Origin of the sequence: Asticcacaulis sp. SL142 (genome assembly GCF_026625745.1) — a bacterium.
Lineage (GTDB): Bacteria > Pseudomonadota > Alphaproteobacteria > Caulobacterales > Caulobacteraceae > Asticcacaulis.
The window spans coordinates 1,043,987-1,067,725 of sequence record NZ_CP113061.1; the positions used below are offsets into that span (position 1 = coordinate 1,043,987).

The 23,739-nt window shown below is 57.7% G+C and carries 25 protein-coding genes; 14 read left to right on the plus strand and 11 right to left on the minus strand.

The features are described from left to right. Positions 1-26 precede the first annotated feature (26 nt). A complete protein-coding gene (gene lpxK / locus OVA03_RS04785) occupies positions 27-1,004 on the plus strand; it encodes a tetraacyldisaccharide 4'-kinase (protein ID WP_267527018.1) in 978 nt (325 codons plus the stop codon). On the opposite strand, the gene purD is transcribed toward lpxK, so the two are convergent. Then, positions 996-2,264: a phosphoribosylamine--glycine ligase gene (gene purD / locus OVA03_RS04790; RefSeq protein WP_267527019.1), complete on the minus strand. Its 1,269-nt coding sequence runs from the start codon at positions 2,262-2,264 to the stop codon at positions 996-998. The two genes, lpxK and purD, sit on opposite strands and share 9 nt — an antisense overlap. A 120-nt stretch (positions 2,265-2,384) precedes the next feature. Between purD and OVA03_RS04795 the strand changes: the two genes are divergently transcribed. The 3 genes from OVA03_RS04795 to OVA03_RS04805 all read left to right on the plus strand — a co-directional run bounded on the left by OVA03_RS04795 (position 2,385) and on the right by OVA03_RS04805 (position 5,157). Next, positions 2,385-3,731, plus strand: coding sequence for a glycoside hydrolase family 27 protein (locus OVA03_RS04795; RefSeq protein ID WP_267527020.1), 1,347 nt, complete (start codon positions 2,385-2,387; stop codon positions 3,729-3,731). A 42-nt stretch (positions 3,732-3,773) separates the two neighbouring features. Then, the gene (locus tag OVA03_RS04800) at positions 3,774-4,538 is read left to right on the plus strand and encodes a pseudouridine synthase (RefSeq protein WP_267527021.1); all 765 of its coding nucleotides are present in this window, start codon (positions 3,774-3,776) and stop codon (positions 4,536-4,538) included. 199 nt (positions 4,539-4,737) lie between these two features. Further along, positions 4,738-5,157, plus strand: coding sequence for a host attachment protein (locus OVA03_RS04805; RefSeq protein ID WP_267527022.1), 420 nt, complete (start codon positions 4,738-4,740; stop codon positions 5,155-5,157). On the opposite strand, the gene OVA03_RS04810 is transcribed toward OVA03_RS04805, so the two are convergent. From OVA03_RS04810 to OVA03_RS04825, 4 genes are read right to left on the minus strand one after another with little or no spacing between them, the layout of a single operon-like run. Continuing rightward, entirely contained in the window at positions 5,154-5,453 is a 300-nt protein-coding gene (locus OVA03_RS04810; protein WP_267527023.1) for a winged helix-turn-helix domain-containing protein, read from the minus strand. The genes OVA03_RS04805 and OVA03_RS04810 overlap by 4 nt on opposite strands. Beyond that, entirely contained in the window at positions 5,450-6,070 is a 621-nt protein-coding gene (locus OVA03_RS04815; protein ID WP_267527024.1) for a hypothetical protein, read from the minus strand. The genes OVA03_RS04810 and OVA03_RS04815 overlap by 4 nt, the downstream gene beginning before the upstream one ends. After that, positions 6,063-6,683 (minus strand): hypothetical protein, encoded by a 621-nt coding sequence (locus OVA03_RS04820; protein WP_267527025.1) that lies wholly within the window; start codon positions 6,681-6,683, stop codon positions 6,063-6,065. Before OVA03_RS04820 ends, OVA03_RS04815 begins: the two co-directional genes overlap by 8 nt. Continuing rightward, entirely contained in the window at positions 6,670-7,887 is a 1,218-nt protein-coding gene (locus OVA03_RS04825; protein ID WP_267527026.1) for an acyltransferase family protein, read from the minus strand. Before OVA03_RS04825 ends, OVA03_RS04820 begins: the two co-directional genes overlap by 14 nt. Before the next feature lie 164 nt (positions 7,888-8,051). Between OVA03_RS04825 and OVA03_RS04830 the strand changes: the two genes are divergently transcribed. Continuing rightward, the gene (locus OVA03_RS04830; protein ID WP_267527027.1) at positions 8,052-8,198 is read left to right on the plus strand and encodes a hypothetical protein; all 147 of its coding nucleotides are present in this window, start codon (positions 8,052-8,054) and stop codon (positions 8,196-8,198) included. Here OVA03_RS04830 and OVA03_RS04835 read toward each other — a convergent pair. Next, on the minus strand, positions 8,185-10,605 hold the full coding sequence (locus OVA03_RS04835) for a beta-galactosidase (RefSeq protein ID WP_267527028.1): 2,421 nt from the start codon (positions 10,603-10,605) through the stop codon (positions 8,185-8,187). The two genes, OVA03_RS04830 and OVA03_RS04835, sit on opposite strands and share 14 nt — an antisense overlap. On the opposite strand from OVA03_RS04835, the gene OVA03_RS04840 reads away from it, so the two are divergent. Next, positions 10,604-10,858: a hypothetical protein gene (locus tag OVA03_RS04840; RefSeq protein WP_267527029.1), complete on the plus strand. Its 255-nt coding sequence runs from the start codon at positions 10,604-10,606 to the stop codon at positions 10,856-10,858. The two genes, OVA03_RS04835 and OVA03_RS04840, sit on opposite strands and share 2 nt — an antisense overlap. Here OVA03_RS04840 and OVA03_RS04845 read toward each other — a convergent pair. Beyond that, a complete protein-coding gene (locus OVA03_RS04845) occupies positions 10,814-11,314 on the minus strand; it encodes a MarR family winged helix-turn-helix transcriptional regulator (protein ID WP_267527030.1) in 501 nt (166 codons plus the stop codon). The two genes, OVA03_RS04840 and OVA03_RS04845, sit on opposite strands and share 45 nt — an antisense overlap. A 252-nt stretch (positions 11,315-11,566) precedes the next feature. Here OVA03_RS04845 and OVA03_RS04850 point away from each other — a divergent pair, with 252 nt between their 5' ends. From OVA03_RS04850 to OVA03_RS04870, 5 genes are all read left to right on the plus strand, one after another. Next, positions 11,567-12,598 carry a DMT family transporter gene (locus OVA03_RS04850; protein WP_267527031.1) on the plus strand — a complete coding sequence of 344 codons (1,032 nt, stop codon included), beginning with the start codon at positions 11,567-11,569 and terminating at the stop codon, positions 12,596-12,598. Between the two features lie 447 nt (positions 12,599-13,045). Continuing rightward, complete coding sequence (locus tag OVA03_RS04855; RefSeq protein WP_267527032.1) at positions 13,046-16,183, plus strand: TonB-dependent receptor; 3,138 nt, start codon at positions 13,046-13,048, stop codon at positions 16,181-16,183. A 79-nt stretch (positions 16,184-16,262) separates the two neighbouring features. Continuing rightward, complete coding sequence (locus OVA03_RS04860; RefSeq protein WP_267527033.1) at positions 16,263-16,991, plus strand: SapC family protein; 729 nt, start codon at positions 16,263-16,265, stop codon at positions 16,989-16,991. A gap of 7 nt (positions 16,992-16,998) precedes the next feature. Continuing rightward, positions 16,999-18,042, plus strand: a complete 1,044-nt coding sequence (locus tag OVA03_RS04865) for a cupin-like domain-containing protein (RefSeq protein ID WP_267527034.1) — start codon at positions 16,999-17,001, stop codon at positions 18,040-18,042. 12 nt (positions 18,043-18,054) lie between these two features. Further along, a complete protein-coding gene (locus tag OVA03_RS04870) occupies positions 18,055-19,548 on the plus strand; it encodes a tryptophan halogenase family protein (RefSeq protein WP_267527035.1) in 1,494 nt (497 codons plus the stop codon). On the opposite strand, the gene OVA03_RS04875 is transcribed toward OVA03_RS04870, so the two are convergent. Then, positions 19,545-20,090: a DUF4142 domain-containing protein gene (locus OVA03_RS04875; protein WP_267527036.1), complete on the minus strand. Its 546-nt coding sequence runs from the start codon at positions 20,088-20,090 to the stop codon at positions 19,545-19,547. The two genes, OVA03_RS04870 and OVA03_RS04875, sit on opposite strands and share 4 nt — an antisense overlap. Before the next feature lie 198 nt (positions 20,091-20,288). Here OVA03_RS04875 and OVA03_RS04880 point away from each other — a divergent pair, with 198 nt between their 5' ends. Then, positions 20,289-20,549 (plus strand): GlsB/YeaQ/YmgE family stress response membrane protein, encoded by a 261-nt coding sequence (locus OVA03_RS04880; RefSeq protein WP_267527037.1) that lies wholly within the window; start codon positions 20,289-20,291, stop codon positions 20,547-20,549. Positions 20,550-20,616: 67 nt separating this feature from the next. Here OVA03_RS04880 and OVA03_RS04885 read toward each other — a convergent pair whose 3' ends face one another. From OVA03_RS04885 to OVA03_RS04895, 3 genes are all read right to left on the minus strand, one after another. Further along, complete coding sequence (locus OVA03_RS04885) at positions 20,617-20,949, minus strand: hypothetical protein (RefSeq protein ID WP_267527038.1); 333 nt, start codon at positions 20,947-20,949, stop codon at positions 20,617-20,619. A gap of 95 nt (positions 20,950-21,044) precedes the next feature. After that, positions 21,045-21,944, minus strand: a complete 900-nt coding sequence (locus OVA03_RS04890) for a glycosyltransferase family 2 protein (protein WP_267527039.1) — start codon at positions 21,942-21,944, stop codon at positions 21,045-21,047. 163 nt (positions 21,945-22,107) lie between these two features. Next, entirely contained in the window at positions 22,108-22,500 is a 393-nt protein-coding gene (locus tag OVA03_RS04895) for a hypothetical protein (protein ID WP_267527040.1), read from the minus strand. Positions 22,501-22,880: 380 nt separating this feature from the next. Between OVA03_RS04895 and OVA03_RS04900 the strand changes: the two genes are divergently transcribed. Together OVA03_RS04900 and OVA03_RS04905 are read left to right on the plus strand one after the other, a co-directional pair. Then, positions 22,881-23,348 (plus strand): MarR family winged helix-turn-helix transcriptional regulator, encoded by a 468-nt coding sequence (locus tag OVA03_RS04900; RefSeq protein ID WP_267527041.1) that lies wholly within the window; start codon positions 22,881-22,883, stop codon positions 23,346-23,348. Continuing rightward, entirely contained in the window at positions 23,349-23,732 is a 384-nt protein-coding gene (locus OVA03_RS04905; RefSeq protein ID WP_267527042.1) for a DUF1398 family protein, read from the plus strand. The last annotated feature ends 7 nt before the right edge of the window (positions 23,733-23,739 follow it).

Below are 23,739 nucleotides of genomic sequence, written 5' to 3' on the forward strand. Positions count from 1 at the left end.
CTCCCCATAGAATGGGGAGGAGATTTATGATCAAAACCCCGAAGTGGTGGTACACAAAAAACGCCGACGGTGCGCCGTGGTGGCGACCGGTGTTGTGGCCGCTATCGCAGATGTGGATCGGCGCGGGTCGCGCCAAGGCGAAAAACGCCACGCCCTATCGGTCATCGCTCAAGGTTATTTCCGTCGGCAATCTGACGGTGGGCGGATCGGGCAAGACGCCAATAGCGCGGGAAATCCTGAGAATACTGCCCGATTCAACGGGCTTGTCCAAAGGCTATGGCGGTACGCTTGATGGGCCAATCAATATTGACACTACTATCCATACTACCGCAGACGTCGGTGACGAAGCGTGGATGCTGGCGCGTGAGTTTCCGTTTGTGATCGCCAAGGATCGCGCCGCCGGACTGCGGGCGATAGAGACCACAGACGCCCAAATTTGTGTGGTCGATGACGCTCATCAGAACCTGACCATCGCCAAGGACATCAATATCGTTGTGGTTGACTGCGATACCTCAAATGGCGCTTGGCCCTTTGGTGACGGCGGCGTGGTGCCTTATGGGCCAATGCGAGAGCCACTGAATGAGGGGCTTGCGCGGGCCGATATTATCGTCCTGTGGCTGCCGTCTGAGGATGTGCCGGTTGACCCTGAATTACTCAATTTATTCAAGGATAAGCCAGTCTTTATCGCCCGCCTGGCCGCCGTTATGAAGCCCGTCAATGTGGTGGCCTTTGCCGCCATTGCCAAGCCGTGGAAGTTTCAGTCAACCCTGGAACGGTTAGGTTGCGATATCGCCAGCTTCAAAGCCTATCCGGACCACGCGCCGATTTCAGAGACAGATCTCGTCGCCATGAAAGTGATCGCCGACGAACAATCCGCCCGTCTGATTACCACCGAAAAGGATTGGGTTAAACTGCCTGAATACTGGAAATCAATAATTGATTACCTGCCTATTCAGGCGCGCTTTGATGATGAAATGGCTTTCAAAGCCACCCTATTAAGATAGAGCCCGCCAGCCAATATCTGAGCGATAAAACCCGCCCGGCCACTGGATTTTCGACACGGCTTCATAGGCGGCATCCCGCGCCTCTTTGATCGTTGCCCCGCGCGCGCAGACATTGAGTACCCGCCCGCCCGCGGCCAGCAGAGACCCATCCTCGGCGCGCGACGTCCCGGCATGAAAGACGCTGACGCCCTCACCAAAATCCTGCTCCGCACCCTTGATAACTGAGCCACCAATCGGGCTGTCTGGATAGCCCTTGGCGGCATAAACTACGCATACGGCCGCTTCCCCATGCCATTCCGGCGCGGGTAAATCTTTCAGCCCGCCCTTAGCTGCCGCCAGCAGATACGGCACGATATCGCTTTTGAGGCGCAGCATCAGCACCTGACATTCCGGGTCGCCAAAGCGGGCATTATATTCGACCAGACGCGGATTGCCGTTTTCCACCATCAGACCCGCATAGAGCACGCCCTTATAAGGATTACCCTCGGCCTTCATGCCCGCCATCGTCGGATCAAGGATGTCGCGCTGGGTGATATCGAGCAATGCCGAGGTTACAATCGGCGCGGGGCTATAGGTGCCCATGCCGCCGGTATTAGGGCCGGTATCGCCGTCAAAGGCGCGTTTATGATCCTGCGCCCAGCCGAACAGCAGCGCGGTTTCACCGTCACATAGTGCAAAGATCGAGGCTTCTTCGCCGGTCATAAATTCTTCGATCACCACCCGCGCCCCCGACGCGCCAAACCGGCCCGACATCATAGCCCCCAGCTCGGCATAGGCATCGGGCAGATCAGGTGAGATCGCGACACCTTTACCCGCCGCCAGACCATCAGCCTTGATGATATAGGGGGCAGGCAAGGTCTTAAGATAGGCTTTCGCGGCGTCTATATCCTCAAAGGTTTCATAGGCCGCGGTAGGTATTTTGTGGCGCTTACAGAAATCCTTGGTGAAGGCTTTTGACGATTCTAACTGCGCTGCCTTTTGCGTCGGCCCAAAGCACGGGATGCCGACCTTCATAAGCGCATCGGCAATGCCTTCGGCCAATGCGCTTTCAGGGCCCACAACCACCAGATCAGCGCTCATCGATTGCGCCAGTGCCACCAACTTATCGACTTCGGTGACCTTGACGGCCACACATTCGCCTAAGGCCGCCATGCCGGGATTGCCGGGTGCGATCACCAGGCGCGTCAGCAGCGGGCTTTGAGCGATTTTCCATGCGAGGGCGTGTTCGCGGCCGCCCGAGCCGATCAGCAGAATATTCATGGTGCCATGGCTTGGTTGAGGTAAGGCTCGCCGTCAAGAGCCCTCGACATTTTTCCTGAAAAAAGGGTTGGCAAATTGGCCAGACCAATGCAATAGTCGGACAAATAAATAACGGAGGTCATGATGACAGGAAAATGGCAACTCAACCGGCGCGCCCTGATCGGCGGCGCCACAGCGACGACATTCGCGGCCTCATCCGGCCTTAGCTTTGCAGGCCCGACCGTGCTGGCCCCGACTCCGCCGATGGGCTGGAATAGCTGGAACTCGTTCGCCACCACCATTACCGAAGCTCAGGCCGTGGAAAACGCCCACATCATGGCTGATAAGCTGCTGCCGTCCGGTTACGATGTCTTTACCGTCGATATCCAGTGGTACGAACCCAATGCCGACGGTTATAATTACCGCAAAGATGCAGCCCTGACCATGGACGGCAATGGCCGCCTCCTGCCCGCGCCCAATCGTTTCCCGTCATCTGAAAATGGTAAGGGCTTCAAACCTTTGTCTGATCAGGTTCACAAATTGGGTCTGAAATTCGGCGTCCATATCATGAGAGGGATTCCGCGTCAGGCGGTGGCGCAGAACGTACCCATTTTAGGCACCACAGTCCGCGCCCAGGATATCGCCAATACCAACTCAGTCTGTACCTGGAACGGCGACATGTACGGCGTCGATATGACCAAGCCGGGTGCGCAGGCGTACTACAATTCGGTCTTTAAGCTGTTTGCCGACTGGGGCGTCGATTTCGTCAAGATGGACGACATGTCCCGCCCCTATGGTGACAACTGGCGCGAGATTGAGGCCGCCCATAAGGCCATTGCCGCCTCTGGCCGCCCGATGATTTTGAGCCTGTCGCCCGGTGAGACCGATCTCAACTGGGCCCATCATGTGCCAAAATATGCCCAGATGTGGCGGATTTCGGATGACTTCTGGGATGACTGGAAACTGCTGCGCGATCAATTCCAGCGGCTGGAAAACTGGAACCCGTACCGCACGCCCGGCGCCTGGCCCGATGCCGACATGTTGCCGCTGGGGCTGCTGGCGATGGGACAGCGCAAGACCAAGTTCACACCCGATGAGCAGCAGACCCTGATGACTCTGTGGTCGATTGCGCGCTCTCCGTTGATCATGGGCGGCGATCTGCGCGCGATGGATCAGGCCACGCTTGACCTGTTGACCAATCCAGAAGTCATTGCCGTCAATCAGAAAAGCTCAAACAACCGCGTGCTGTTCAAACGCGATGGCCAGATCGGCTGGATCGCCGATGCCCCTAAAGGCCGATATCTGGCCCTGTTCAACATTTCCGACCAGCCTCAAGCCGTCAGTGAAATGTTCAAACTTATGGGCCTGAAAAACAAGGTGAAGGTGCGCGATATCTGGGCCCGCAAGGATATAGGGGTTGTGGACACGACGCTGACAACTGAACTGCGCCCCCACGCCAGCGCCTTTTACCGCCTGACCTCCGCATAAAAACGGTGGCGCGACGAAAGCTTTGTCGCTAAGGGAGTCGGCATGGCTTTGAGCAAGATTTATGACGGTGATGAGCCCGTGCGCGTCAACAAATGGCTGGCGCAATCGGGCGTGTGTTCGCGGCGTGAAGCCGATAGTCTGATCGAACGCGGTCAGATTCTGGTCGATGGTGTGCGTGTCACCGATGCGGGCCGCAAGATCGAAAAGGGTCAGACGGTCTCGATCGATGATGAGGGTAAGGACGCCCTCGATAGCCGGATGACGATCCTGTATCACAAACCCATCGGCATCGTCTCCGGTACGCCTGAAGCCGGTGAGATCCCGGCGGTGCGCATGATCCGCCGCGCCAATGTCTATGGTCCGGCTGAGATTTTCCCGGACCAACATTCCAAGCTGGCCCCGGTCGGACGGCTTGATAAGGATTCGCGCGGGCTTCTGATCATGTCCGAAGACGGGGTTTTGGCCAAGGCCATTATCGGCCCCGAAAGTGACCTTGAGAAAGAATACCACGTCCGGGTGCGCGGGTCTTTGTTTGAGGAAAAGCTGCAATGGCTGCGTCACGGCCTGACGCTCGATGGCCGCAAGCTTAAGCCTGCCATCGTCACCCAGACCGGCGAACAATCCTTAAGTTTTATCCTGAAAGAAGGCCGCAATCGTCAGATCCGGCGGATGTGCGACATGGTCGAACTGCGGGTTATTGACCTTTACCGCAACCGGATTGGCCCGCTGCATATGGGCGACCTGCCCGAAGGCCAGTGGCGGCATATGACGCCGGAGGAACGGGCCGCGCTAATCAGCCAGTCCTGACCGGATAAGCTTACCGCATTGAATCTTTTCGATATCGGCGCATACTCTGAACCCGCTTAAGGGGGATCGTTTCACACCTTGAAAGGATCTGAATATGCCTGATTTTCAACCGGCGGCGCGCAAAGCCACCGTGTCATGAGTTCTGGCGGCCAGCGGAAAATCCGCCACCATCTATTGCCGCGAAACCGACAGCGCTGAGGTGCCCACCACCGCCCAGCCCAACCGGCCCGGCACTATTGAGCCGCGTCAGAGCCTGAAAGCCGTGGACGGCCTGTCCTGGCAGGCGCAGGACGCCGATAAGGTCTATGATGTCGATCCGGACAAGCTGGGGCGCGTATTCCAAAGCAATTCGTCACAGCGCAGCATGTCTGAACCGCACATAGATGCCCGTCAGGAGGTCAAGCTCGACCTGATGAAAACGGCGGCCGATGCCATCAACGCCGCCTACCTTTCCGGCAGGTTCGAGCGCCTGACGGTGATTGCCCCTGCCAAGCTGCTGGGTGAATTGCGTAAGCTGTTCAGTAAGGGCGTGCTAGCGGCCATCGAGGCTGAAATCCCCAAGGATCTGACGGCGGAAAGTCCCGCTAAATTATCAGGGCATCTGGCAGAATTGGTTTAAGCCTTATCCACAAGTCCAGATAAGACTTTGAGATAGTTCGAAAACGCCTTACGACCCGCGGGCGTAATCTGCGCGCGGGTCAGGGGCTTTCGGCCCTGAAAGCTTTTGATAATTTCAATATAGCCGACATCTTCCAGTTTACGCAGATGGATCGACAGATTGCCCTGAGTGGCCTCAAGCATGGCCTTAAGCTCATTGAAATCCGCCGATTCGGCATCGGCCAGATAGGCCATGATCCCCAGACGCAGGCGTCCGTGAATGGCGTCATCCAGCCGATTGACATCAAATCCACTCACGCCTGTGCCTTTGCCAACCGCATGAACACATAGCCCGGCAGCCCCATCAGCAGGAACAACGCCACCGACAGGATCAGCATGTAGTCCGGCGTCTCGATCCGCCACATTAGCGCGAACGCCGCCGCGAACCATCCGGCAGAGACTACGCCCAGCCACAGTTTGCGCCGGATAATGACCGCCACATACCAGGCCGCGCCCATAAGTGAACACAGCACAATCGGGTATAACATCCAGATAAACCATAGTTTGTGCATCAACGCCGTATAGCCGAACACAAAATTCATAAACAGATTGGCCAGCCCCACCCCGCCAAACGCCGCATTAAGTGCGCGACTGGCCACGCCCGTGTGGGTCTTATGGCGGTCGCGCCACATGACGATCCCAACGGCAACCAGAAACAGCACCGACGGCAATATGCCATTGATCAGGTGCCCGACGGTGCCCAGCCGGATCAACCCGGCCATATCGGCCCAATGGCACAGGCACTGTATCCCATACAGCATACCGCCCGTCAGCAGCAGTACGCCGCCAGAGACCTGAGCCCGCGCCCCCTCACCCACCAGTGAGGTGATGAAGGCCAGATCATCACGGGCGGTTTGCGGATTGAGTTCACCCATGTGATGGCTCCTTAACTGCCCGACGCATCAACACATAGCCGGGGACAGCCATCAGCGCCCACAGGGCCAATCCCAGCACCAGCAGATAGCCCTGAATATTCGTCACCAGCAGCGTCAATATAACCGTCACCGCAAACCATCCGGCGGAGACAACCCCCAGCCAGACTTTGCGACGGATCGCACAGGCGGCATACCAGACCGCCCCCTGCATGGCGCAGATGACGATCGGGTACAACAGCCAGACCGTCATATTGCCTTTGCGCGCCGCCAGCACCCCAAACGCAATGGCGATCACCAGATTGACCAGCCCCGCCGAGGTGTAGCAGGCGGTAAGCGCCCGCGTTGCCACCCCTTTTTGCGATGTGCGGCCATGCCAACTCACATAGGCGATGACCGCCAGAAAGGGTATGGTCGGGGCTATCGTCAGAATGAGATGACCAACCCCGGTCAGGGTCAGCATCCCGGCTTCTATGGCGCCGTAAGCCAGGGTCTGCGCGCCGTAAAGCAAGCCTGCCCACAGGAACACCAACCCGGTCGCCGCCTGAGCGCGCGGCCCTTCATCGGCAAAGCTTGTCGCAAAGGATTTAGCGTTTGGCATATTAGTTTGTGGCATGGGCGGCCGCCTGTTTCAGTTTATGGGGCGCGCGTTTGCGGCCGTTTAGTAACGTACCTATAATCGTGTACCTGACGCCGAACCGGTAGCTGACCCACCCGATGACCAAGGTCCCCGCCACCACGGCGGCGAATTTAGCCACCGCCGGCCAAGCCTGATCGGCCAGCAGGTATTGAAACCACAGTACCAGCGGCAGGTGGACGATATATACCCAATAGGACGAGTCTGATAAAAAGCGCCAGACCTGACTGGGCTTAGACAGGGTTTTCATCGCCAGTCCGATCAGGCCGAAACTCCAGGTCCAGATGGCGAGCCCATAGCTTGCGGCGTATAACAAATGATCACGCCCGGCGACCTTATCAAAGCTTGCCGTCGCATCCATGTCCCACAGACAATAGGTGGTGAAGATCACCGCCGCCAGCAGGTTCGACATCCATTGCTGGGCCAGGCTCGCCAACAGGTCGGCGCGGCGATGCAGGCCCCAGCCAAAGACAAACGCCACCCAAAACCCGGTCAGGGCCATAAGATTGGGCATAAACCCCGTATCCGGCGTGGATATGCCGATCCAGCGCATCCAGTCGGTCGTCTGCGCCGTCACCAGCACCAGCGGCAGGGCCAGAACGGGAATAGCCACACCGGTTTTAACACCCCAGCCCAGCAGTTTTCCCATGCCGTCACGTAAAGCCCCACTGCGGTCAATCAGCACCACAATGCCGCGTAAGGCCAGCATCCCGACATACAGCAGGAGCAGCATGTAAAGGAACCACAGGTGGGTCAGCGGAAAGGTCTCTAGTGTCGGCGGTGGCGGGGCGGGTGGCACCACACCACCTGCGGCCGCGAACTTCATCGACGCCATAACCGCAAGGGTGATGATCGCCGCGATCACCGGCAGCCAGAAGATAATCAGCGGCAAGGCAATGCGTTTGGCGCGGTTAGCCACAAAGCCTTTGAGGCCATATTTATGAAACACCAGCCGCGCAAAAAACCCGGCCAGCATGAAAAACAGGCTCATGCGGAAGATATGGATGACAAAGAACCCTATCCAGAACCCGTTATCCCTCTGCGCGTCCTGAACGATCCAGAACGGCGGGTCGGTATAGGCCATGGTGGCGTGCAGAGCCACGCCCAGCATCAATGCCCCGGCCCTGACGGCATCAAGGGCGCCGTACCGTTCCTCTGTCCCCGTTTGAGATATGTTTGTCATGTCCCGCCTCCTCTGCGCGTTCAACATAACCACGATATACACAAACTAGTTTATTTTACAAACTTGTTTTTCGCCACATTGAACAGCACCACAAACCCAATTGAGTTTTTATGGCCGCTGGCGACATCATCAGGCCGTAAATCACAACTCAAAAGGCGGTAGTCATGTCACATTCCAACGCGCTCATCGCAACCCGCAGCCGCCATGCCACCACCCTTTCGGTCAATGACATTGAACAGATCGCGCGTATCTGCGCCTTGGGCGTGGCGGGTGTGATGGGGCTTGGGCTGTTTATCCTTATGGCATTATAGTCAGGCCATATTCCGGTGTCAGGGTCACCGAAGTGACCTTGGCCACCTGCCCGTCCGTAAACTGCGGGCGCACGCTCGCATCCAGATAAACCTTTGAATCCTCACGCATCGGCATGATGGTCAGGGTTAGCGGCTTATCGATTATCCCCGCATAGCGCTTGAGCCCAATCCGCCAGACCTTGCCGTTGTAGAACTCATCGTCGATCAGGCGCGCGCCAGAGAACAAGCGGGCCACATCGCCTTGGTAGGCAATATCGAGGTACGCATCCGCCACACCGGTCAAGGCATCGGATGGCACTGTGATCGTCCATGCGGCAGACGCGGCAAAGCTTTCCGGTTCCGGCACTACCGGCGTGTTACGTGGGCCGTAGGTTTTAAGCGGCGGCGCTTTTTGCGCGGGCCTAAGCGGTGTCAGTTCGACCGTCAGGGTTTTTGCGGGCACCTTGGCCTGATAGACGGTGAAAATGCCGTCCTTTTTGCCGGCTTTCAGCGTCGTATCCCCGGTCGTGGCCTTATCGGGCGCCGGATAAATGCTGAAATTAAACTCAGCCTTACCCGTCTGGCGCAGGTCAAACCCGCCGTGATCATTACCAAAGACATGGGCGTCGCTTAACACTACATGAGCCTTGCCACCCAGATCAACTCTGGTCAGGTGCTTGGCTTGATCGTCGGTCAACAGCAGGAGGCGCGCGGTTTTACCGTTGGCGGTGGCCTTGATCACAGCCCCCGTACCGGCCTTAGTCGAGACAATGCGCAGACCGTCTTTCAGCGCTCCCCCCTTAACCGTCACCTCCGGTCCAAAGGCAAATTCCGGCGCGATATCGCCGCTGCGGGCAAAGATATAGAGGTCGCCCTCACCGTCCGCGATTTTTGTAACCGGCTGGGCTGACGCCCACAGCAGATTGATGCCTGACAGGTCGAAATTGACCGGCCACATAAAATTATCGCCGCTTTTGATATCGACACCGGCTGATGGCAGGGTCACGGTCTTACCGTTAAGCTTGACCTCAAACCGCACGTCTTTGTGTGCGGCCATATCGTACTGACGGACATAGTTGTTGACGAACACAAAACCCGACTGACCATTCCCCCGAAACGACCAGCGCAGGGTTTTGAGATCATCCGAACCGGTCGGTTGCGCGACGGGCGCGTAAGCATGGGTCGGCGCCACCCGATCGCCAAACGCCTCAAGGAAATAGTGGATCGGTTTCAACTGGTTCAGCACCGGATGGGCCTGACCGTACTGGCCCAACGGCGCCTGAAAATCATAGCCTAACTTAGCCATATCGTTGAAGCCGCCGGTGGCCACGGTTTCTTCGCGGGTCGGTGACCCCGGTGGGTTCTGACCGCCCTGAAACATATAATAGCCCATCAGATTCACACCTGAGCCGATCTTGGTCAGGGTCATTTTCGAGATATCATCAGGCTTTATAATCGGTCTGCGCCGGTACATCGTCGGCACCCCGCCGCCATACTCCGCCCCGAAAAACGGCGTGATGTCGGTGTCGCGCCCGCCATCGTCTTGGGTGGAGGTCGAGCCCTGCGCCCCTAGTCCTTTTTCATTGCGCACGCCAAACTGGAACATGTAGCTCGATTTCGGCGGCAGGATGGTGGCAGATGCCGACCAAGGCTCATCGACGTATGAGCCGAACACCGGAATGACCTCACCACGCGGGAACAGGGCATTGTCCCAACCCGTCACCGAATAGAGCGGCACATCCAGCCCGACCTTGAGCGCGATTTCTTTGAGTTTTGAGATATGGTCGCGGCCTTGAAGATAACCATTGCGGTTATACTCGTTTTCCAACTGCACGCCGATGACCGGCCCGCCGTCCTTCCACAGCAGGCCCTTCGATTGTTCAGCGACCTTACCGTAAAACGCTTCGACGTAGGACAAATAGGTCGGATCGTTAGACCGCGTCGGCACCGAATCAACCACCCAGTCAGGAATGCCGCCAAAGCGTACCTCGGCATGGACCCACGGGCCGGGCCTCAAATACGCATAAAGCCCATGCTTCTGGCACAACTCGATAAAGGCGCGCAGATCAAGGTCGCCCTCCCAATCGGACTGACCAGCCTGTTCTTCGTGGTGCTGCCAGATGACGTAGGTCGCGATGACATTGACGCCCGCCGCCTTCATTTTCAGGAGTTGCTCCTCCCAATAGGCGCGCGGAAAACGGCTGTAGTGAAATTCGCCCATGACCGGTACGACGGGCTTGCCGCCAATCATCAGGTACTGATTATTGACGGAAATGACGGTGCCATCAGGTGCACGGTTCGCCCCCATCTTCAGCGTGCCCTCGACCGGTGCCAGGGGTGGTGCACTGGCATCCAGCGTCAGGGTTTCGGCGCTTGCGCCCCCCGCCAAGGCCCAAACCATTGCACTGATCGCCGCGGATGCCTTCATGTCCCTGCTCCTGTTTAGTTTTCACCTTTATGGGCCGGATTACGGAGCAGATGCAATCATTTATAATCACGACCAGACACAAAAAAGCGTGCTGTGGCCCAGGTTGGCGTCGATGGTCGGGTCGGTACGCACCGGCTTTGCCAAGGATATCATCGGCATGGCGCAGGCGTTAGAGTACAGTTCCGATCCAATCAGATCGGGACGTGCTCTAGGCGGCGCTGGCCTGCTTGAAGTCGGTAGGCAAATGGGCTGAAAACGCCTCAGCGTCATCGTCAGCGGCCTCAGCCGGGGCTAGCTTTTTTAGCAACTCACACAGGCGGCGCACCTCATCACGCGTCAATCCGGCAATCAGCACCGCTTCGCGGTCGCGCGCTACCGGCACAGTGTCTTCAAATTTGTGACGGCCCGCTTCCGTTAGAAACAGGTCATAGGCGCGGTAGTCACCTTCGCAGAATTGGCGGCTGACAAAGCGCTTCTTGCGCAGGCTGGTAATGGCGCGCCAAGCAACCACCTTTTCCACACCAACGCCCGCCGCGATGGCTTTTTGCGGCACGCGCCCGTGAGCGCTCAGCATCGCCAGGATACGCCATTCGGTGGCGGTCAGCCCGTGAGCGTCATGAGCCGCCGCGGCAATAGCCGACACCATCTCAGACAATTGCTCAATATTATGCGGTAAATAGGCGCTGTATTCCGGCAATCCCTGGCGCATGACACTCAATCCCTTTTCATCATGAGCATAACATGACTAACGGCAAAATATCACCCCCAAACGATGAATGATTACGCATTGCCGCATGATTTTTTCCATAAACCTACCCGATACGGAATTTTTCACCCTAAATCAAATATAGAATATGGTATACAATAAAATATCATCCGCGACTAAATTTTCCGTGAACCCCGTGCTAAGACGTCAATTAAGGCAAGAAATTTCGCCGGACCGCCCCTATCATTTTTTGCCATGCCGACATCAGACTCGCAAACGCCCGATATTACCTCTGTCGCCCCGCCACATGCCGGCCTGGTGCAGGCGCGAACGTCACCTGCTATCTGGGGCCCGATGTCGGGCATAGCCGCCATGATCATCGTCATCGCCGTCTGGACAGGCTTTAGTTTATCCGCGCGCGGCCTTAGCCATCTGAACCTGACGCCTGCCGATGCGGCTCTGGTCCGGTTTGGCCTGCCGGCCCTGCTGTTCCTGCCCTTGCTGAAATCACGCTGGCCCCACATCCGCCGCGCCCCTTTAAGCGCCGTCCTGTCGGTGTTCGCCGGGGGTGGCCTGCCGTTTTACCTGATCGCCGTTAAGGGGGCGACCCTGACCTCTGCCGCCCTGTCGGCCGCACTGATCCCCGGCGGCAGCGTCCTGATTGTCAGCCTGTTTCAAACCATAGGCGCGCGCTCAAAAATGTCCGTCCCGGTCATCACGGGGTTCGCCCTGATCGCCTGCGGCCTGCTGGCAGTCACCATGGTCAGCGGCCTGAATACGGGCATCACCGCCCTGTCGCCGCTGGGTACGGCACTTGTGTTTGCCGCTGGGGCGCTGTGGGCTCTGTTTACCCTGTCGGTGCGCCAAACCGGCCTCGATGCGATCGGCGTGTCCCTGGTGCAGTGCCTGCCGTCTCTGGCCGCTCTGGCGGTTCTGTCGAGCTTGGGCTACGCCCCCATTCGTCTGGGCCTGCATAATATTGTATCGGCCTGGCCATTCATACTGGCGCACGGTCTTGGCACCGGGCTGATGGCAGGCCTGTGCTACGCCTTCGCGATCCGCAAGCTGGGCGCGGTGCAAGCCTCAGCGCTGGGGTCGCTGTCACCGGCCGTCACGGCCGTCTGCGCGGGCCTCTTCCTGGGAGAACCGCTGACGCCATTGCTGTTAACCGGGGCGGCCCTGGTCTCGGCAGGTGTTATCCTACTCAATCTAAAAGCTTCGAAAACCCACGCAAATCCCCCCGCTCAAGCCATTAAAAAATCGGCCGCCACCCTTCATAATTTTTAACGCCACCGTCAATTCATAATACAAATATGGCCAAACTCAGGCCAATACGCGGTTACCAAACCGTTATATTGTAAGATAAATCAGCCTCATTTGACGCATTGGTCAATTTTTTGTCGCAATTTTACAACATTGCGCCCCAAAGCGCTTTCACCTGCGCAAAATTGTATCGACAGTGTTTTACAATGATAACGTTGTCATGATAGCGGTAACGAAGAGGCAGTCCGAACGAGTCACGATGATGCGTTCCAAAATAAGCTGCCAAGGGAAGGAAACGGCTTAGGGCAAAAGTCCAGGCGTTTTAAACAGACTAGATACCGAAAATTCCAACATGGGATTTTTGAGTACAGAGATACGCGTCCGCCTTAGATCGGACCGCGCATAGCGCTGCCAAGTACATGGCAGCCCTTTAGTAGTTGCGTATAAAAAACAAAGCTGGAAGGAAGCGAAATGAACACTACAAAATCTAACCGGGGATTGAAACGGGCGGTACGGGCAGCGGTGCTCTGCAGTGCCTCGACCCTCGCCCTCGTGGCCAGTGGCGCGTATGCGCAGGACGCGGCCCCTGCAACGACAAGCGCTGAAGACGTTGAAACCGTTATCGTCACCGGCGTGCGCGGGTCTTTGCAGCGCTCCATGAACATCAAGCGCAACGCCATCGGCGTGGTTGATGCGATCTCGGCCGAAGATATCGGCAAATATCCCGACACCAACCTGGCTGAATCGATTCAGCGCATCTCCGGCGTATCGATCAACCGCATCAACGGCGAAGGCTCCGAAGTGACCGTGCGCGGTTTCGGTCCGGGCTTTAACCTGACCACTCTGAACGGTCGCGTTATGCCTTCGGCGAACATCGCCGTGGTGGGTCAGGACAACGACTTTGGCGGCGGCGGCAGCCGTAACTTCGATTTCTCCAACATCGCCTCTGATGGCGTGAGCGGCTTTGAAGTCTACAAAACCGGTAAGGCCGATGTGGCTTCGGGCGGTATTGGCGCCACGCTGAACATCAAGACCCTGCGCCCGATTAACCGCTCTGGCTCAACCGGCAGCATTACGGTCAAGGGGCTGCATGGCGAAAACATGGTCGACGGTAACGACTGGACCCCCGAAGTTTCCGGCGCCTATAGCTGGGGCAGCGAAGACAAGACCTTTGGCGTCGCCGTATTCGGTTCCTATTCCGAACGTGATGTCGCCACCCGCACCGCCACCCAGAACTCCTGGAACATTGACTATTTCGCGACCTGCCCTGATGCCAAGCCGAGTTGCTCCCTGTTCCTGCCGAGCGGCAGCGGCCGTCTGCGCTATGACACCGGCGGCAATCTTTTGTCGACCATCACCAACCGTCCGCCCGACGGTGCACAGGTGTCTTACGGCAACGACAGCCGCTATCAGTTGAACGACGCCCATACCGAGCGCACAAACCTTCAGGCTACCGTTCAGTGGCGTCCGGCTGAAAACTGGCTGTTCACGGCGGATGCCCTGTATGCCGAAAACAAAGCGACCGAAAACCGCTCCGACGCCGGCAACTGGTTCAACCGTCCGTTCGATCAGGTTGTGTTTGAACAAGGCGCCTCCGGCATCTACAACGCCGTCTTCATGCAGGAAAATCTGTCCGGTGTGAAGGACATGGGCTTTGAACAGGCTCTGCGCGGTGTTAATGACAAATTGACTTCCTACGGCCTGAACGCCGAATGGAACATCAACGACAGCATGACCCTGTCTCTGGACGCCCATAGCTCCAAGGCCGAAGCCCTGCCAGGCAATCCAAACGGCACCACCGCCGTGCTGATCGCCTTGGGCGCGCCAGTGATCGCCTCTCACTCGGTTGATTATCGCGGTGAGATTCCGATCCAGCGTTATGTTATCAACGACGCCCTGCGTGGCAATAACAACGGGGCACTGGATCTCGGAGACCTGGGTTCACAGGTTGGCCGCATGATCACCAACAGTCAGACGCATAAGATCGATGAGTTCAAAGCTAACTTCCGTTACGACTTTGACAGCGAAAGCCGCTTTGATGCCGGTATCGATTTCATAAAGTCCAAGATGGATACGACAACCGGCTCCACCTATCAGGCGCTGGGTGACTGGGGTATTTCCAATCCGGGTGATGTCGCACAGTACGCACCGGGTCTGGTTCAGACCTATGATATCGGGGCCATGTTCCAAGACTTTACGCCGGGTGATTCCAGCATAGCCTTCCGCGGTAATGCGCTCGATATCTATAACGCCCTTGCCGATGGTTATAACGTGTCCATCCCTACGGCTTCGATCACCGCCAATACGATCGAAGAAGACATCAAGGCCATCTATGGTCAGTTCCTGATGAAGGGCGACCTTCTGGGTATGTCGGCCACTGTGGTCGCCGGTCTGCGCTATGAAAAGACTGATGTTACGGCTTCGGCACTGCAAAGCATCCCGACCGCCATTCGCTGGACGGCTGATAACGACACCACAGTCGATTTTGGCAGCGGTGTGGCCACCATCAGTTCTGAATCCAGCTATCATAACTGGCTGCCGAACCTCGATGTGTCGGTCAATGTCCGTGATGATGTCGTGGCGCGCGCCTCGTTCTCCAAGACGATCGCCCGTCCGTCATTCGGCAACATGTATGCCACCACCACCGTCAATGGTCCGCCGCGTCCGACCCTTAACGGTGTCAACCCGACCGCCACCAGTGGCAACCCATCGCTGCTGCCACTGGAATCGAGCAACGTCGACTTCTCTGTGGAATGGTACTACGGCCCGTCCAACTATGCCTCGATTGGCTTCTACAACAAGGACATAGCCAACTTCGTGGGTCAGGGCTCGGTTGAGCAAAGCCTGTTCGATCTGCGTGACCCGTCATCGGGTGCCGCCGGTTCGCGTTCCGGCACGGCAGCGACCGCACTGGCCGCGATTGGTCAGGGCACAACGGACGTGAACCTGTTCACCATGACGGCCTTGATCGTCAAGAATAATGGCGACGCGGCTGCCGCAACGACCGAGTATCAGGCTAATTCGACCGGTGGCAATCTGAACCAGGCGTTTGTCGACCAGATTCTGGCTCAATATGACATCACCGCTGATGCCAATGACCCGCTGCATACCTTTGTGACCAGCATCCCGGTCAACGACAAGACCGCGAACCTGTACGGCTTCGAAATGGCCTTCCAGCACTTCTTCGGTGATACCGGCTTTGGGGTCGCGGGCAGCCTGACCACGGTTGATGGCGATGTCGAATTCGACAACTCTCAGGCGGATACCGACACCGTTCAGTTCCCGCTTCTGGGTCTGTCGGATACCTACAACGTCACCCTGATCTACGATAAGGGGCCGCTGTCGGGCCGTCTGTCCTATAACTGGCGTGACGAATACATCAGCGGCGCAAACCGCGATGGCACCGCTCACAACCCGACCTATGTCGAAGCTTTCGGCGTGGTCGATATGTCGGTAAACTATCAGGTCACCCCAAGCATTCAACTCACGCTTGAGGGCCTTAACCTGACCAAGGAACACATCCGCCAACACGGACGTGACAAGGTCAACCTGTACTATGCTCAGGAACTGGATACCCGCTATCAGTTGGGTGTGCGTTACAAGTTCTAATCGTGTAGCTTAAACTAATGGAAAAGGCCGCGACGTTTCGCGGCCTTTTCTTTCTTTACTGAACATATAAAGTACCCCCATGAGCCAGCCCGTTCCCATCGACAATGTCGAACACCACGACCTGAAATATGCCGCTGGCTTTAGTCAGGCCTTTGGCGACAGCGTCAATCAGATCGCCGTGTTTCCCACGGAATTTGCGGACATTCAGCGCGAATATCCGATTTTTTTCCGCCGCGACGACAAAAACAATTTCTACGCCGTGGCCTTGCTGGGTCTGGATAAGGACGAGAACCTGTTCCTGTCCGACACTGACTGGAACGGGCACTATGTCCCGGCCATGATCGCCCGAGGCCCGTTCCTGATTGGCTTCAGGGCGCACGATATCGACGGGGAGACCCGCCGTGAGCCGGTGATCCACGCCGATCTTGACCATCCCCGTTTCAGCCGCACTGAAGGCGAGCCTCTGTTCCTGCCCCACGGCGGCAATGCCCCGCGTCTGGAGCGCATTACCCGGACGTTGCGCACCATCCATACCGGTGCTGAGATCATGCCCGCCATGTTCGCAGCCTTTGAAAGCGCCGGTCTGCTGGCCCCGATTGAGGTCGATATCCGGCTGGATGAGACCACCGTCTATAAAATCCCTGACCTGTTCGGCATCAGCGCTGAGGCCATGAGCGGCCTTGCGGGTGAGGCGCTGCACGCGCTCAATAAACAAGGCTTTCTGGCGCTGGCCTTTCAGGCGATGTCGTCGCTTGGCAATATGTCGAAGCTTATTGAAATGAAAAACCGCAAACGCAACCGGACCTAGTGTCACCATGCCCGACACCGCCCTGCCCCCCACGGCCAAGCCTCTGATTCTCAACGGTATCGCGCCGGGTGATATCCCCTATGATGAGCTGATGGCCGGGCAACGGCCGGTGATCCTGAAAGGCGTGGCGAAGGACTGGCCTCTGGTGCAGGCGGGCCGCACCAGCCCCAAAGCCGTGATGGATGACCTGCTGCGCTATTATCAGGGCCGTCCGGTGACCGGCTATACCGGCGCCCACGCGATGGGCGGGCGCTTCTTTTACAATGACGATATGTCCGCCCTGAACTTTAAGGGCGAGAGGGTCGCGCTGGAGGCGTTTCTCAAGCAAATTCATGACCACCTCGACGACCCCACCCCGCCGTCGTTCTATATCGGCTCAACCGATCTGGGCCTTTATCTGCCGGGCTTACGCGATGACAATGACCTGATCCTGAACCACGACATGTTCGAAGCCAACCCGCCGCTGGCCAGCATCTGGATCGGCAACCGCACCACCGCCACCTGTCACTTTGATATGTCGCATAATCTGGCGGTGTGCGTGGCGGGTAAGCGCCGCTTTACCCTGTTTCCGCCGGATCAGGTTCACAACCTCTATCCCGGCCCGCTGGAGCCGACCCCCGGCGGGCAGGTCGTCAGCATGGTTGATTTCCGCAATCCGGATCATGAGCGTTTCCCGCGCTTTCGTGAGGCCCTGGCGCAGGCTCAGGTCGCTGATATGGAACCCGGCGATGTGCTGTTCTATCCGGCGCTTTGGTGGCACCATGTCGAGGCGCTGGAGCCCTTCAACATCCTGATAAACTACTGGTGGAATACGTCACCCGCCTTCATGGATACGCCGTGGACGACGCTGCTGCACGGGATGCTCAGCCTGCGCGATCGGCCTGAGCCTGAAAAGGCGGCCTGGCGCGAACTGTTCGACTACTACATCTTTGGCCCGGCCGACGTTCCTGCTGCCCATCTGCCAGAGGCGGTGCGCGGCGCTCTGGCCCCACTCGATACCCTGACGGCGCGGCGCCTGCGGGCGCAGATACTCCAGAAACTGAACCGATAACGCAGGTGTCCCATGTCCCCAATGCCTAAAATGCGTGTGATTATTGCCGGTGGCGGCAGCGCCGGCTGGTGTGTCGCCGCCGCCCTTGGCCGGCATCTGGGCCCCCGGCTCGACATTACGCTGGTCGAGTCCGAAGACATCGGCATTGTCGGTGTCGGTGAGGCTACCATCCCGACGGTGCGTACCTTTCATCGCCTGCTCGGCATAGATGAGCGCGACTTTATGCGCGCCAGCAATGCCACGTTCAAACTCGGCATCGCCTTTGAAAACTGGGCCCGTGACGGCGACCGCTATATCCATGCCTTTGGCGAGATCGGCAAATCGAACTGGATGGCGCCGTTTCACCACTTCTGGCTTCAAGCCCGCTCCGAAGGTTATGGCGGCGACCTTGAGGACTATTGCTTTGAACTGCAGGCCGCTGAGGCCGGAAAGTTCCAGACCGGCCCGAACAGCCGCCTGAACTATGCCTACCATTTCGATGCGGTGCTCTATGGTAAGTTCCTGCGCACCTTCAGCGAGCGTCACGGCGTCAAGCGCCTCGAAGGCCGGATCGAACGCGTCGAACAGGACCCGGACACCGGCTTTATCACCGCCCTGTCCCTGAATGATGACCGGCGAATTGAGGGTGATCTGTTTATCGACTGCACCGGCTTTCGTGGCCTGCTGATCGAAGAGGCACTCAAGACCGGTTATGATGACTGGAGCCACTGGCTGCCGACTGACCGGGCCTTAGCCGTGCAAACCCAGTCCCACGGCCCCCTCATGCCCTATACCCGCGCCATTGCCCACGGCGATGGCTGGCGCTGGCGTATCCCGCTGCAAAACCGGGTCGGCAATGGTCTGGTCTATTGCAGCCAGACCCTGTCTGATGAGGATGCCCGCACGCGGTTGTTGGGACTTCTGGACACCCCAACCCTGACCGAGCCGCGCCTGATCCGCTACCAGACTGGCAGCCGGCGTAAGGTCTGGAACAAAAACTGCGTCGCCTTGGGCCTGTCGAGCGGCTTTATCGAACCGCTCGAATCGACCAGTATTCACCTGTTCCAGATCGGGGTCACGCGCCTGATCCAGTTTTTCCCATTCGGTGGCATTACCGAAACCCTGGCGGATCATTATAACCAGATGTCGCGCAACGAACTTGAACGCGTGCGCGATTTTGTCATACTGCACTATAAGCTGACCGAACGCGACGACAGCGAATTCTGGCGCAATCGCCGCGACATGGACATTCCCGACACCCTGTCGCACCGCATTGAGCTGTTCCGTGACACCGGCCACGCCTGGCAAGCACCGGACGATCTGTTCCGGGTCGATTCCTGGCTTCAGGTCTTGCGCGGCCAGAGGCTTGAACCGGCCCGCTGGCACCATTTGGGCGCGATGATGAGCCGCCCCCAGGCGGAGACGGCCTTCACCGGCTTAAAGCGCACGATTGATCAGGCTGTGGCCGCCCTGCCCGACCACGAAGCCTTCCTCAAATCCTACTGTGCCTTGACCGAACCGGCTTAAAACGCCGTTTCGGTTTCGGGCTGAGTGGTCATCAGATCGCGGATATGATTCTGATGATCAATCAGTTGGTTGAGAGCGTCTTCGGCAAAGTCCTTAAGCGCTCCGGCCTCGGATGCGGCGACAAAGCCTTCCAACAGAGCAACGGCGTCATTATGGGCATTGTCCTGCGTCTGAAGATAAAGCGCATCAAAGGCACTGAGCGGGGCCCGTTGTAGTTTGTCCGCCAGTGAGGTGCGCAGGCCATCCAGATCGACGCCCGGCATCCATAAGCCCTCATTCGTGGCTATGGTTTCCAGCCGCTGCGACAGACGGGCATGATCATCCATCATCCGGCGGGCAAAGCTGCGTACCTCTTCGCGCTGTGATTTTTCGGCCGCCAGCGCGCCGATGCGGTTCTGAAAATTGCCGATGATGCGCAACTCACCGGCCAAATTTTCCGGCGTAATCGTCTGCGTGAGACCCGCCCCTTTGCGGGTCACATTGCGCGCAATCGCCATCAGGCCCAGCACACCGCCAGCCAACATTAAATGTTTGAAAGTCATGATTTATTCTCCGTTCAGGTGCGCCTAATCTGAACGGAACCGGCTAAAAATTCGCTGCTGAAAGGCCCCTCCGAAATCAAGGCACCCCAAGGCTTCATCCTTGCACCATCCTTATTTTCAACTTGAACCCACCCATTTCAACCTTATGGGGTAACCGCCAAAGTCAGTTCACTATCAACCCAATTGTGAGAGGCTGTTATGGAAGACAATCAAATCGGCTGGCTGGCCGCCATCATCGTCGGCGCTATTGCGGGCTGGATCGCTGAGAAAATCATGAAGTCCGATCAGGGCCTGTTGCTGAACATAATCTTAGGGATCGTCGGTGCCATGATCGCCAACGGCCTGTTCTCAATTCTGGGCATCTCGTTCGGCGGTGTCATTGGCTACCTGGTCGCCGGTGTGATCGGGGCCTGTATCCTGATTGCGCTTGGCCGGATGGTCCGTGGCCGAAAAGCCTGATCCGTTTCATAGCCATCAAAAAAGCCCGCCGGACTGATCCGGCGGGCTTTTTTTACGTCCTTGCAGCTTAATCAGTCGCCCGCTCAAACGCCTGCGGATGATCGATATCGCCGCGGGTGAAAGCATCGCGCACGGCACCGCGAGCATTTTCCCACGGTACGGCACTGTTGCGCGCTTCCCATTCCGCCCGTAAATCGGCCTCGTCTATATCCTCGAACGGACGGTTGCGGTTGTTGTTATAAAGCTCGTAGCCATAGCGATAGGCGGGCTGAACGTCCGAATAGTCGCGTTCAGCGTGCTCTGGCCGACCGCTGTAGGCCTGACGCCAATGGGCGTCGTGGTTGCTCCAGCCGCGTTCAGCTTCTTCGCTCAACGGCCCGTTGGTAATAAAACCTGCCATTTCCATATCTCCTGTATGCGCCCTGCCCTGCCCAAAAAGTTTAGGCGCGCGTGGGTAAGTATCCCATCAGGAAGCGGGTGGCGGTTTGTAATGGCTCAGGAGTTTTTAAGATCGGAATCAAGGATACGCCCCGGCGACATCCGCCCGCTCGGCCACTCGCTGAGCGCCTTGAGGTTGCCGATCAGCCGTCCACGCCGATCTGCCCACGGCTCAGGCGCAATAGAGCGCACCAGATTGGCGGCAAGATGCTTGGCGATGCCCTCAATCGCGGCCGGCCACGACAGGGTTTTCTTGCGGGCCAGATAGATGCGGTTGGCGACCTGCGAATAGCCCAGACGCTTGCCCGGACTGCGACCGGCCTTCTTCGTGCCCAGATGCACGCCGCGCAGACGATATGAGCGCACAATCGTGCCGTAGGGCGCTAACTGGCGCGAAAAATCGACATCCTCAAACCAGGCATATAGCGGCAGGGCTTCATCAAAGCGGATATTGTGTTTGCGCACCGCGTCCATGCGGATCGCCATATTGCAGCCATAGCCATTATAGGTCGGCTCAAGGGTGGCATCGTCATTGGGCCCCAGCCCTTTAACGATATCGACGCCCTCGGCGAACTCAAGACCCGGCCCCAGCGCGCCATCAGCAACCACATGGCCGGTCGCGACCACAATAGAGGGGTCGCCCGTCATCAGGGCCTCAAGCTCAATCAGGAAATCTTCGGAAGGCAGGAAATCGTCGTCAAAGAACACGATCACATCGGCATCCGACGCCTCGATAATGACATTGCGTTGGGCGGGCAAGCCGGTCGGGCCGGAGACGATCTCAATCGGCGCGCCATAGCCGCTCAGGGCAGCCGCATCGACATCTTCGGGCTTGGCCGGACAGATAATCAGCTTGTTGGCCGGACGCTTCATCCGGCCCATGAAATTGATGACGTCGCTCAAGATGTCACGCCGACCGGCGGTGGCTATACCGATATCGATTTTCAGGTGGCTCATAATGGCTTTCGGCGGTTACAGGCAATTCGTCGCGCAATGATCAGCAAGTTTTATGCCGCGCGGGCCTTATCTGCAAACACAAAAAAGGCCCCCGTTTCAGGGAGCCTTTTTCGTTGACGCAAGCGCGGCTGACTAAATGTCATTGCGGGTCAGGGGTGGGGGCTTACTGGCCCGCAGCGTCCGCCTTGGTGATGGCCGAAGCCGTCAACTTGGTCTGATCAGCATCCAGCGTACCCGTGATGGATACGGTGTCACCGACCGCGAAGGGCGCACCGGTCACAGCCGAGGCATCAACCGCGATCGGACGGCTCTTGCCGGACTGGGTGGCCACTTCCACCGAGTAGGATTTGCCGTCGCCAGCCGCTTCGGCCACCGTGCCGGTGACACGCACTGCATCAGCCGCAGGTTCAGCGGTTGTCGCCGCTTCAGGTGTCGCCGCCGGTGTGGCTGTGGTTGGCGGGGTCGCTGGCATAGTGGCTTCCTGAGCCATTACCGGCGCGGCAACAAAGGCACCCAGCAGGGCAGCAACAGCAATTTTTGAAGTCGTGGTTTTCATGAACGTTTCTCTTTTCAAGTTAGGTTCAGTACGAACGTGATGTCCAGTATGGACTTACCCGATAACCTGCACATATTCAGGGGGAGGCTGTGCCGGATTATCGAAATTAATAAGGTGGTGGATACATCCACCGTAAGGTCTGCGGGAGCGGTAAAGCCGTTAGCCGTAAAGCCCCGCATGGCCCTTCGAAAACCACGCTAACCCAAGCGGAATAAAGAAACGATCAGGAAAAAACCTGTTCGCGTCAGGGGTTAACAAGGGCCAGATTGCGCCCCATTTCACTTTTTGCAAATCCGTCGCAAACCGTTAACCCTCAACGATTAACCAGTCGAGCTTGAGATTGCGTTGACAATTAATGCATACGCAATTAATGATAGATCATGAAAAAAATCTCATCCCTCGACGATCATTTGGGCTACTGGCTGCGTTGCCTGTCGAATTTTGTGTCCGACAGCTTCGCCAAACGCCTCGAAAAACACGATATCACCGTCGCCCAGTGGGTCGTCATGCGCTCACTATACGGCAAGGGCGACCTGAGCCTGAACGAAGCGGCGCGAATCGTGGGCATTGATGCCTCGTCCCTGTCGCGGATGGCCGAGCGTATGGTCCACAAGGGGCTGATCAACCGCAACACCGACCCGATTGACCGGCGCGCGGTGAAACTATCCCTGACCCGCAAAGGTGCGCAGCTTTTGCCGCAGCTTGCCGATGAGGCCGACGCCAATGACGAGGCTTTTTTCAGCAGCCTGACCGCCGCCGAGAAAACCCGCCTCCTCACCACGATCAAGTCACTGCTGATCGCCAATGGCTGGAACCCTGACACCCGCGGCAAAGACCGGATGGTTTAAATGGACACCCACATCGTCGAAAGCACCCTGAAACTATCACAGATCACCTTTCCCGAAGTGGTCATGCGGCTGGCCCAAAGCGGTACGGAACGCTATCTGGTCGATATTACGGGCCAGCGTCATCTGGCGTGGGGTACGGATGGTTCCAGCCAGGTCGGCGCCTATGACTATGACGCCGGTGATATTCCCCTCACCTTCGATGCCGCCGCCGTCAAGGCCGCCATTACCGACATCCAGCACGGCCGGATCAAATATCTGACATTTATGGATCGGATCGTCGCGGCGGGTTGCTGCCATTATTGGGTATTCATATCCGGCAAACAGGCTATCTATTTCGGGCGAGACGGGTCACAGCATATCGAAGTCTTCCCATCCGCCAGCTAAAAGAGAT

What these genes read in the sequence shown, in the direction of transcription:
- OVA03_RS04885 (WP_267527038.1), bottom strand. Translation starts at nt 20,949, where the DNA reads ATGGCAGGTTTTATTACCAACGGGCCGTTGAGCGAAGAAGCTGAACGC.
- OVA03_RS04860 (WP_267527033.1), top strand. Translation starts at nt 16,263, where the DNA reads ATGAGCCAGCCCGTTCCCATCGACAATGTCGAACACCACGACCTGAAA.
- OVA03_RS04795 (WP_267527020.1), top strand. Translation starts at nt 2,385, where the DNA reads ATGATGACAGGAAAATGGCAACTCAACCGGCGCGCCCTGATCGGCGGC.
- lpxK (WP_267527018.1), top strand. Translation starts at nt 27, where the DNA reads ATGATCAAAACCCCGAAGTGGTGGTACACAAAAAACGCCGACGGTGCG.
- OVA03_RS04905 (WP_267527042.1), top strand. Translation starts at nt 23,349, where the DNA reads ATGGACACCCACATCGTCGAAAGCACCCTGAAACTATCACAGATCACC.
- OVA03_RS04890 (WP_267527039.1), bottom strand. Translation starts at nt 21,944, where the DNA reads ATGAGCCACCTGAAAATCGATATCGGTATAGCCACCGCCGGTCGGCGT.
- OVA03_RS04815 (WP_267527024.1), bottom strand. Translation starts at nt 6,070, where the DNA reads ATGGGTGAACTCAATCCGCAAACCGCCCGTGATGATCTGGCCTTCATC.
- OVA03_RS04855 (WP_267527032.1), top strand. Translation starts at nt 13,046, where the DNA reads ATGAACACTACAAAATCTAACCGGGGATTGAAACGGGCGGTACGGGCA.
- OVA03_RS04840 (WP_267527029.1), top strand. Translation starts at nt 10,604, where the DNA reads ATGTCCCTGCTCCTGTTTAGTTTTCACCTTTATGGGCCGGATTACGGA.
- OVA03_RS04825 (WP_267527026.1), bottom strand. Translation starts at nt 7,887, where the DNA reads ATGACAAACATATCTCAAACGGGGACAGAGGAACGGTACGGCGCCCTT.
- OVA03_RS04830 (WP_267527027.1), top strand. Translation starts at nt 8,052, where the DNA reads ATGTCACATTCCAACGCGCTCATCGCAACCCGCAGCCGCCATGCCACC.
- OVA03_RS04850 (WP_267527031.1), top strand. Translation starts at nt 11,567, where the DNA reads ATGCCGACATCAGACTCGCAAACGCCCGATATTACCTCTGTCGCCCCG.
- purD (WP_267527019.1), bottom strand. Translation starts at nt 2,264, where the DNA reads ATGAATATTCTGCTGATCGGCTCGGGCGGCCGCGAACACGCCCTCGCA.
- OVA03_RS04845 (WP_267527030.1), bottom strand. Translation starts at nt 11,314, where the DNA reads ATGCGCCAGGGATTGCCGGAATACAGCGCCTATTTACCGCATAATATT.
- OVA03_RS04895 (WP_267527040.1), bottom strand. Translation starts at nt 22,500, where the DNA reads ATGAAAACCACGACTTCAAAAATTGCTGTTGCTGCCCTGCTGGGTGCC.
- OVA03_RS04870 (WP_267527035.1), top strand. Translation starts at nt 18,055, where the DNA reads ATGTCCCCAATGCCTAAAATGCGTGTGATTATTGCCGGTGGCGGCAGC.
- OVA03_RS04875 (WP_267527036.1), bottom strand. Translation starts at nt 20,090, where the DNA reads ATGACTTTCAAACATTTAATGTTGGCTGGCGGTGTGCTGGGCCTGATG.
- OVA03_RS04835 (WP_267527028.1), bottom strand. Translation starts at nt 10,605, where the DNA reads ATGAAGGCATCCGCGGCGATCAGTGCAATGGTTTGGGCCTTGGCGGGG.
- OVA03_RS04800 (WP_267527021.1), top strand. Translation starts at nt 3,774, where the DNA reads ATGGCTTTGAGCAAGATTTATGACGGTGATGAGCCCGTGCGCGTCAAC.
- OVA03_RS04820 (WP_267527025.1), bottom strand. Translation starts at nt 6,683, where the DNA reads ATGCCACAAACTAATATGCCAAACGCTAAATCCTTTGCGACAAGCTTT.
- OVA03_RS04880 (WP_267527037.1), top strand. Translation starts at nt 20,289, where the DNA reads ATGGAAGACAATCAAATCGGCTGGCTGGCCGCCATCATCGTCGGCGCT.
- OVA03_RS04865 (WP_267527034.1), top strand. Translation starts at nt 16,999, where the DNA reads ATGCCCGACACCGCCCTGCCCCCCACGGCCAAGCCTCTGATTCTCAAC.
- OVA03_RS04900 (WP_267527041.1), top strand. Translation starts at nt 22,881, where the DNA reads ATGAAAAAAATCTCATCCCTCGACGATCATTTGGGCTACTGGCTGCGT.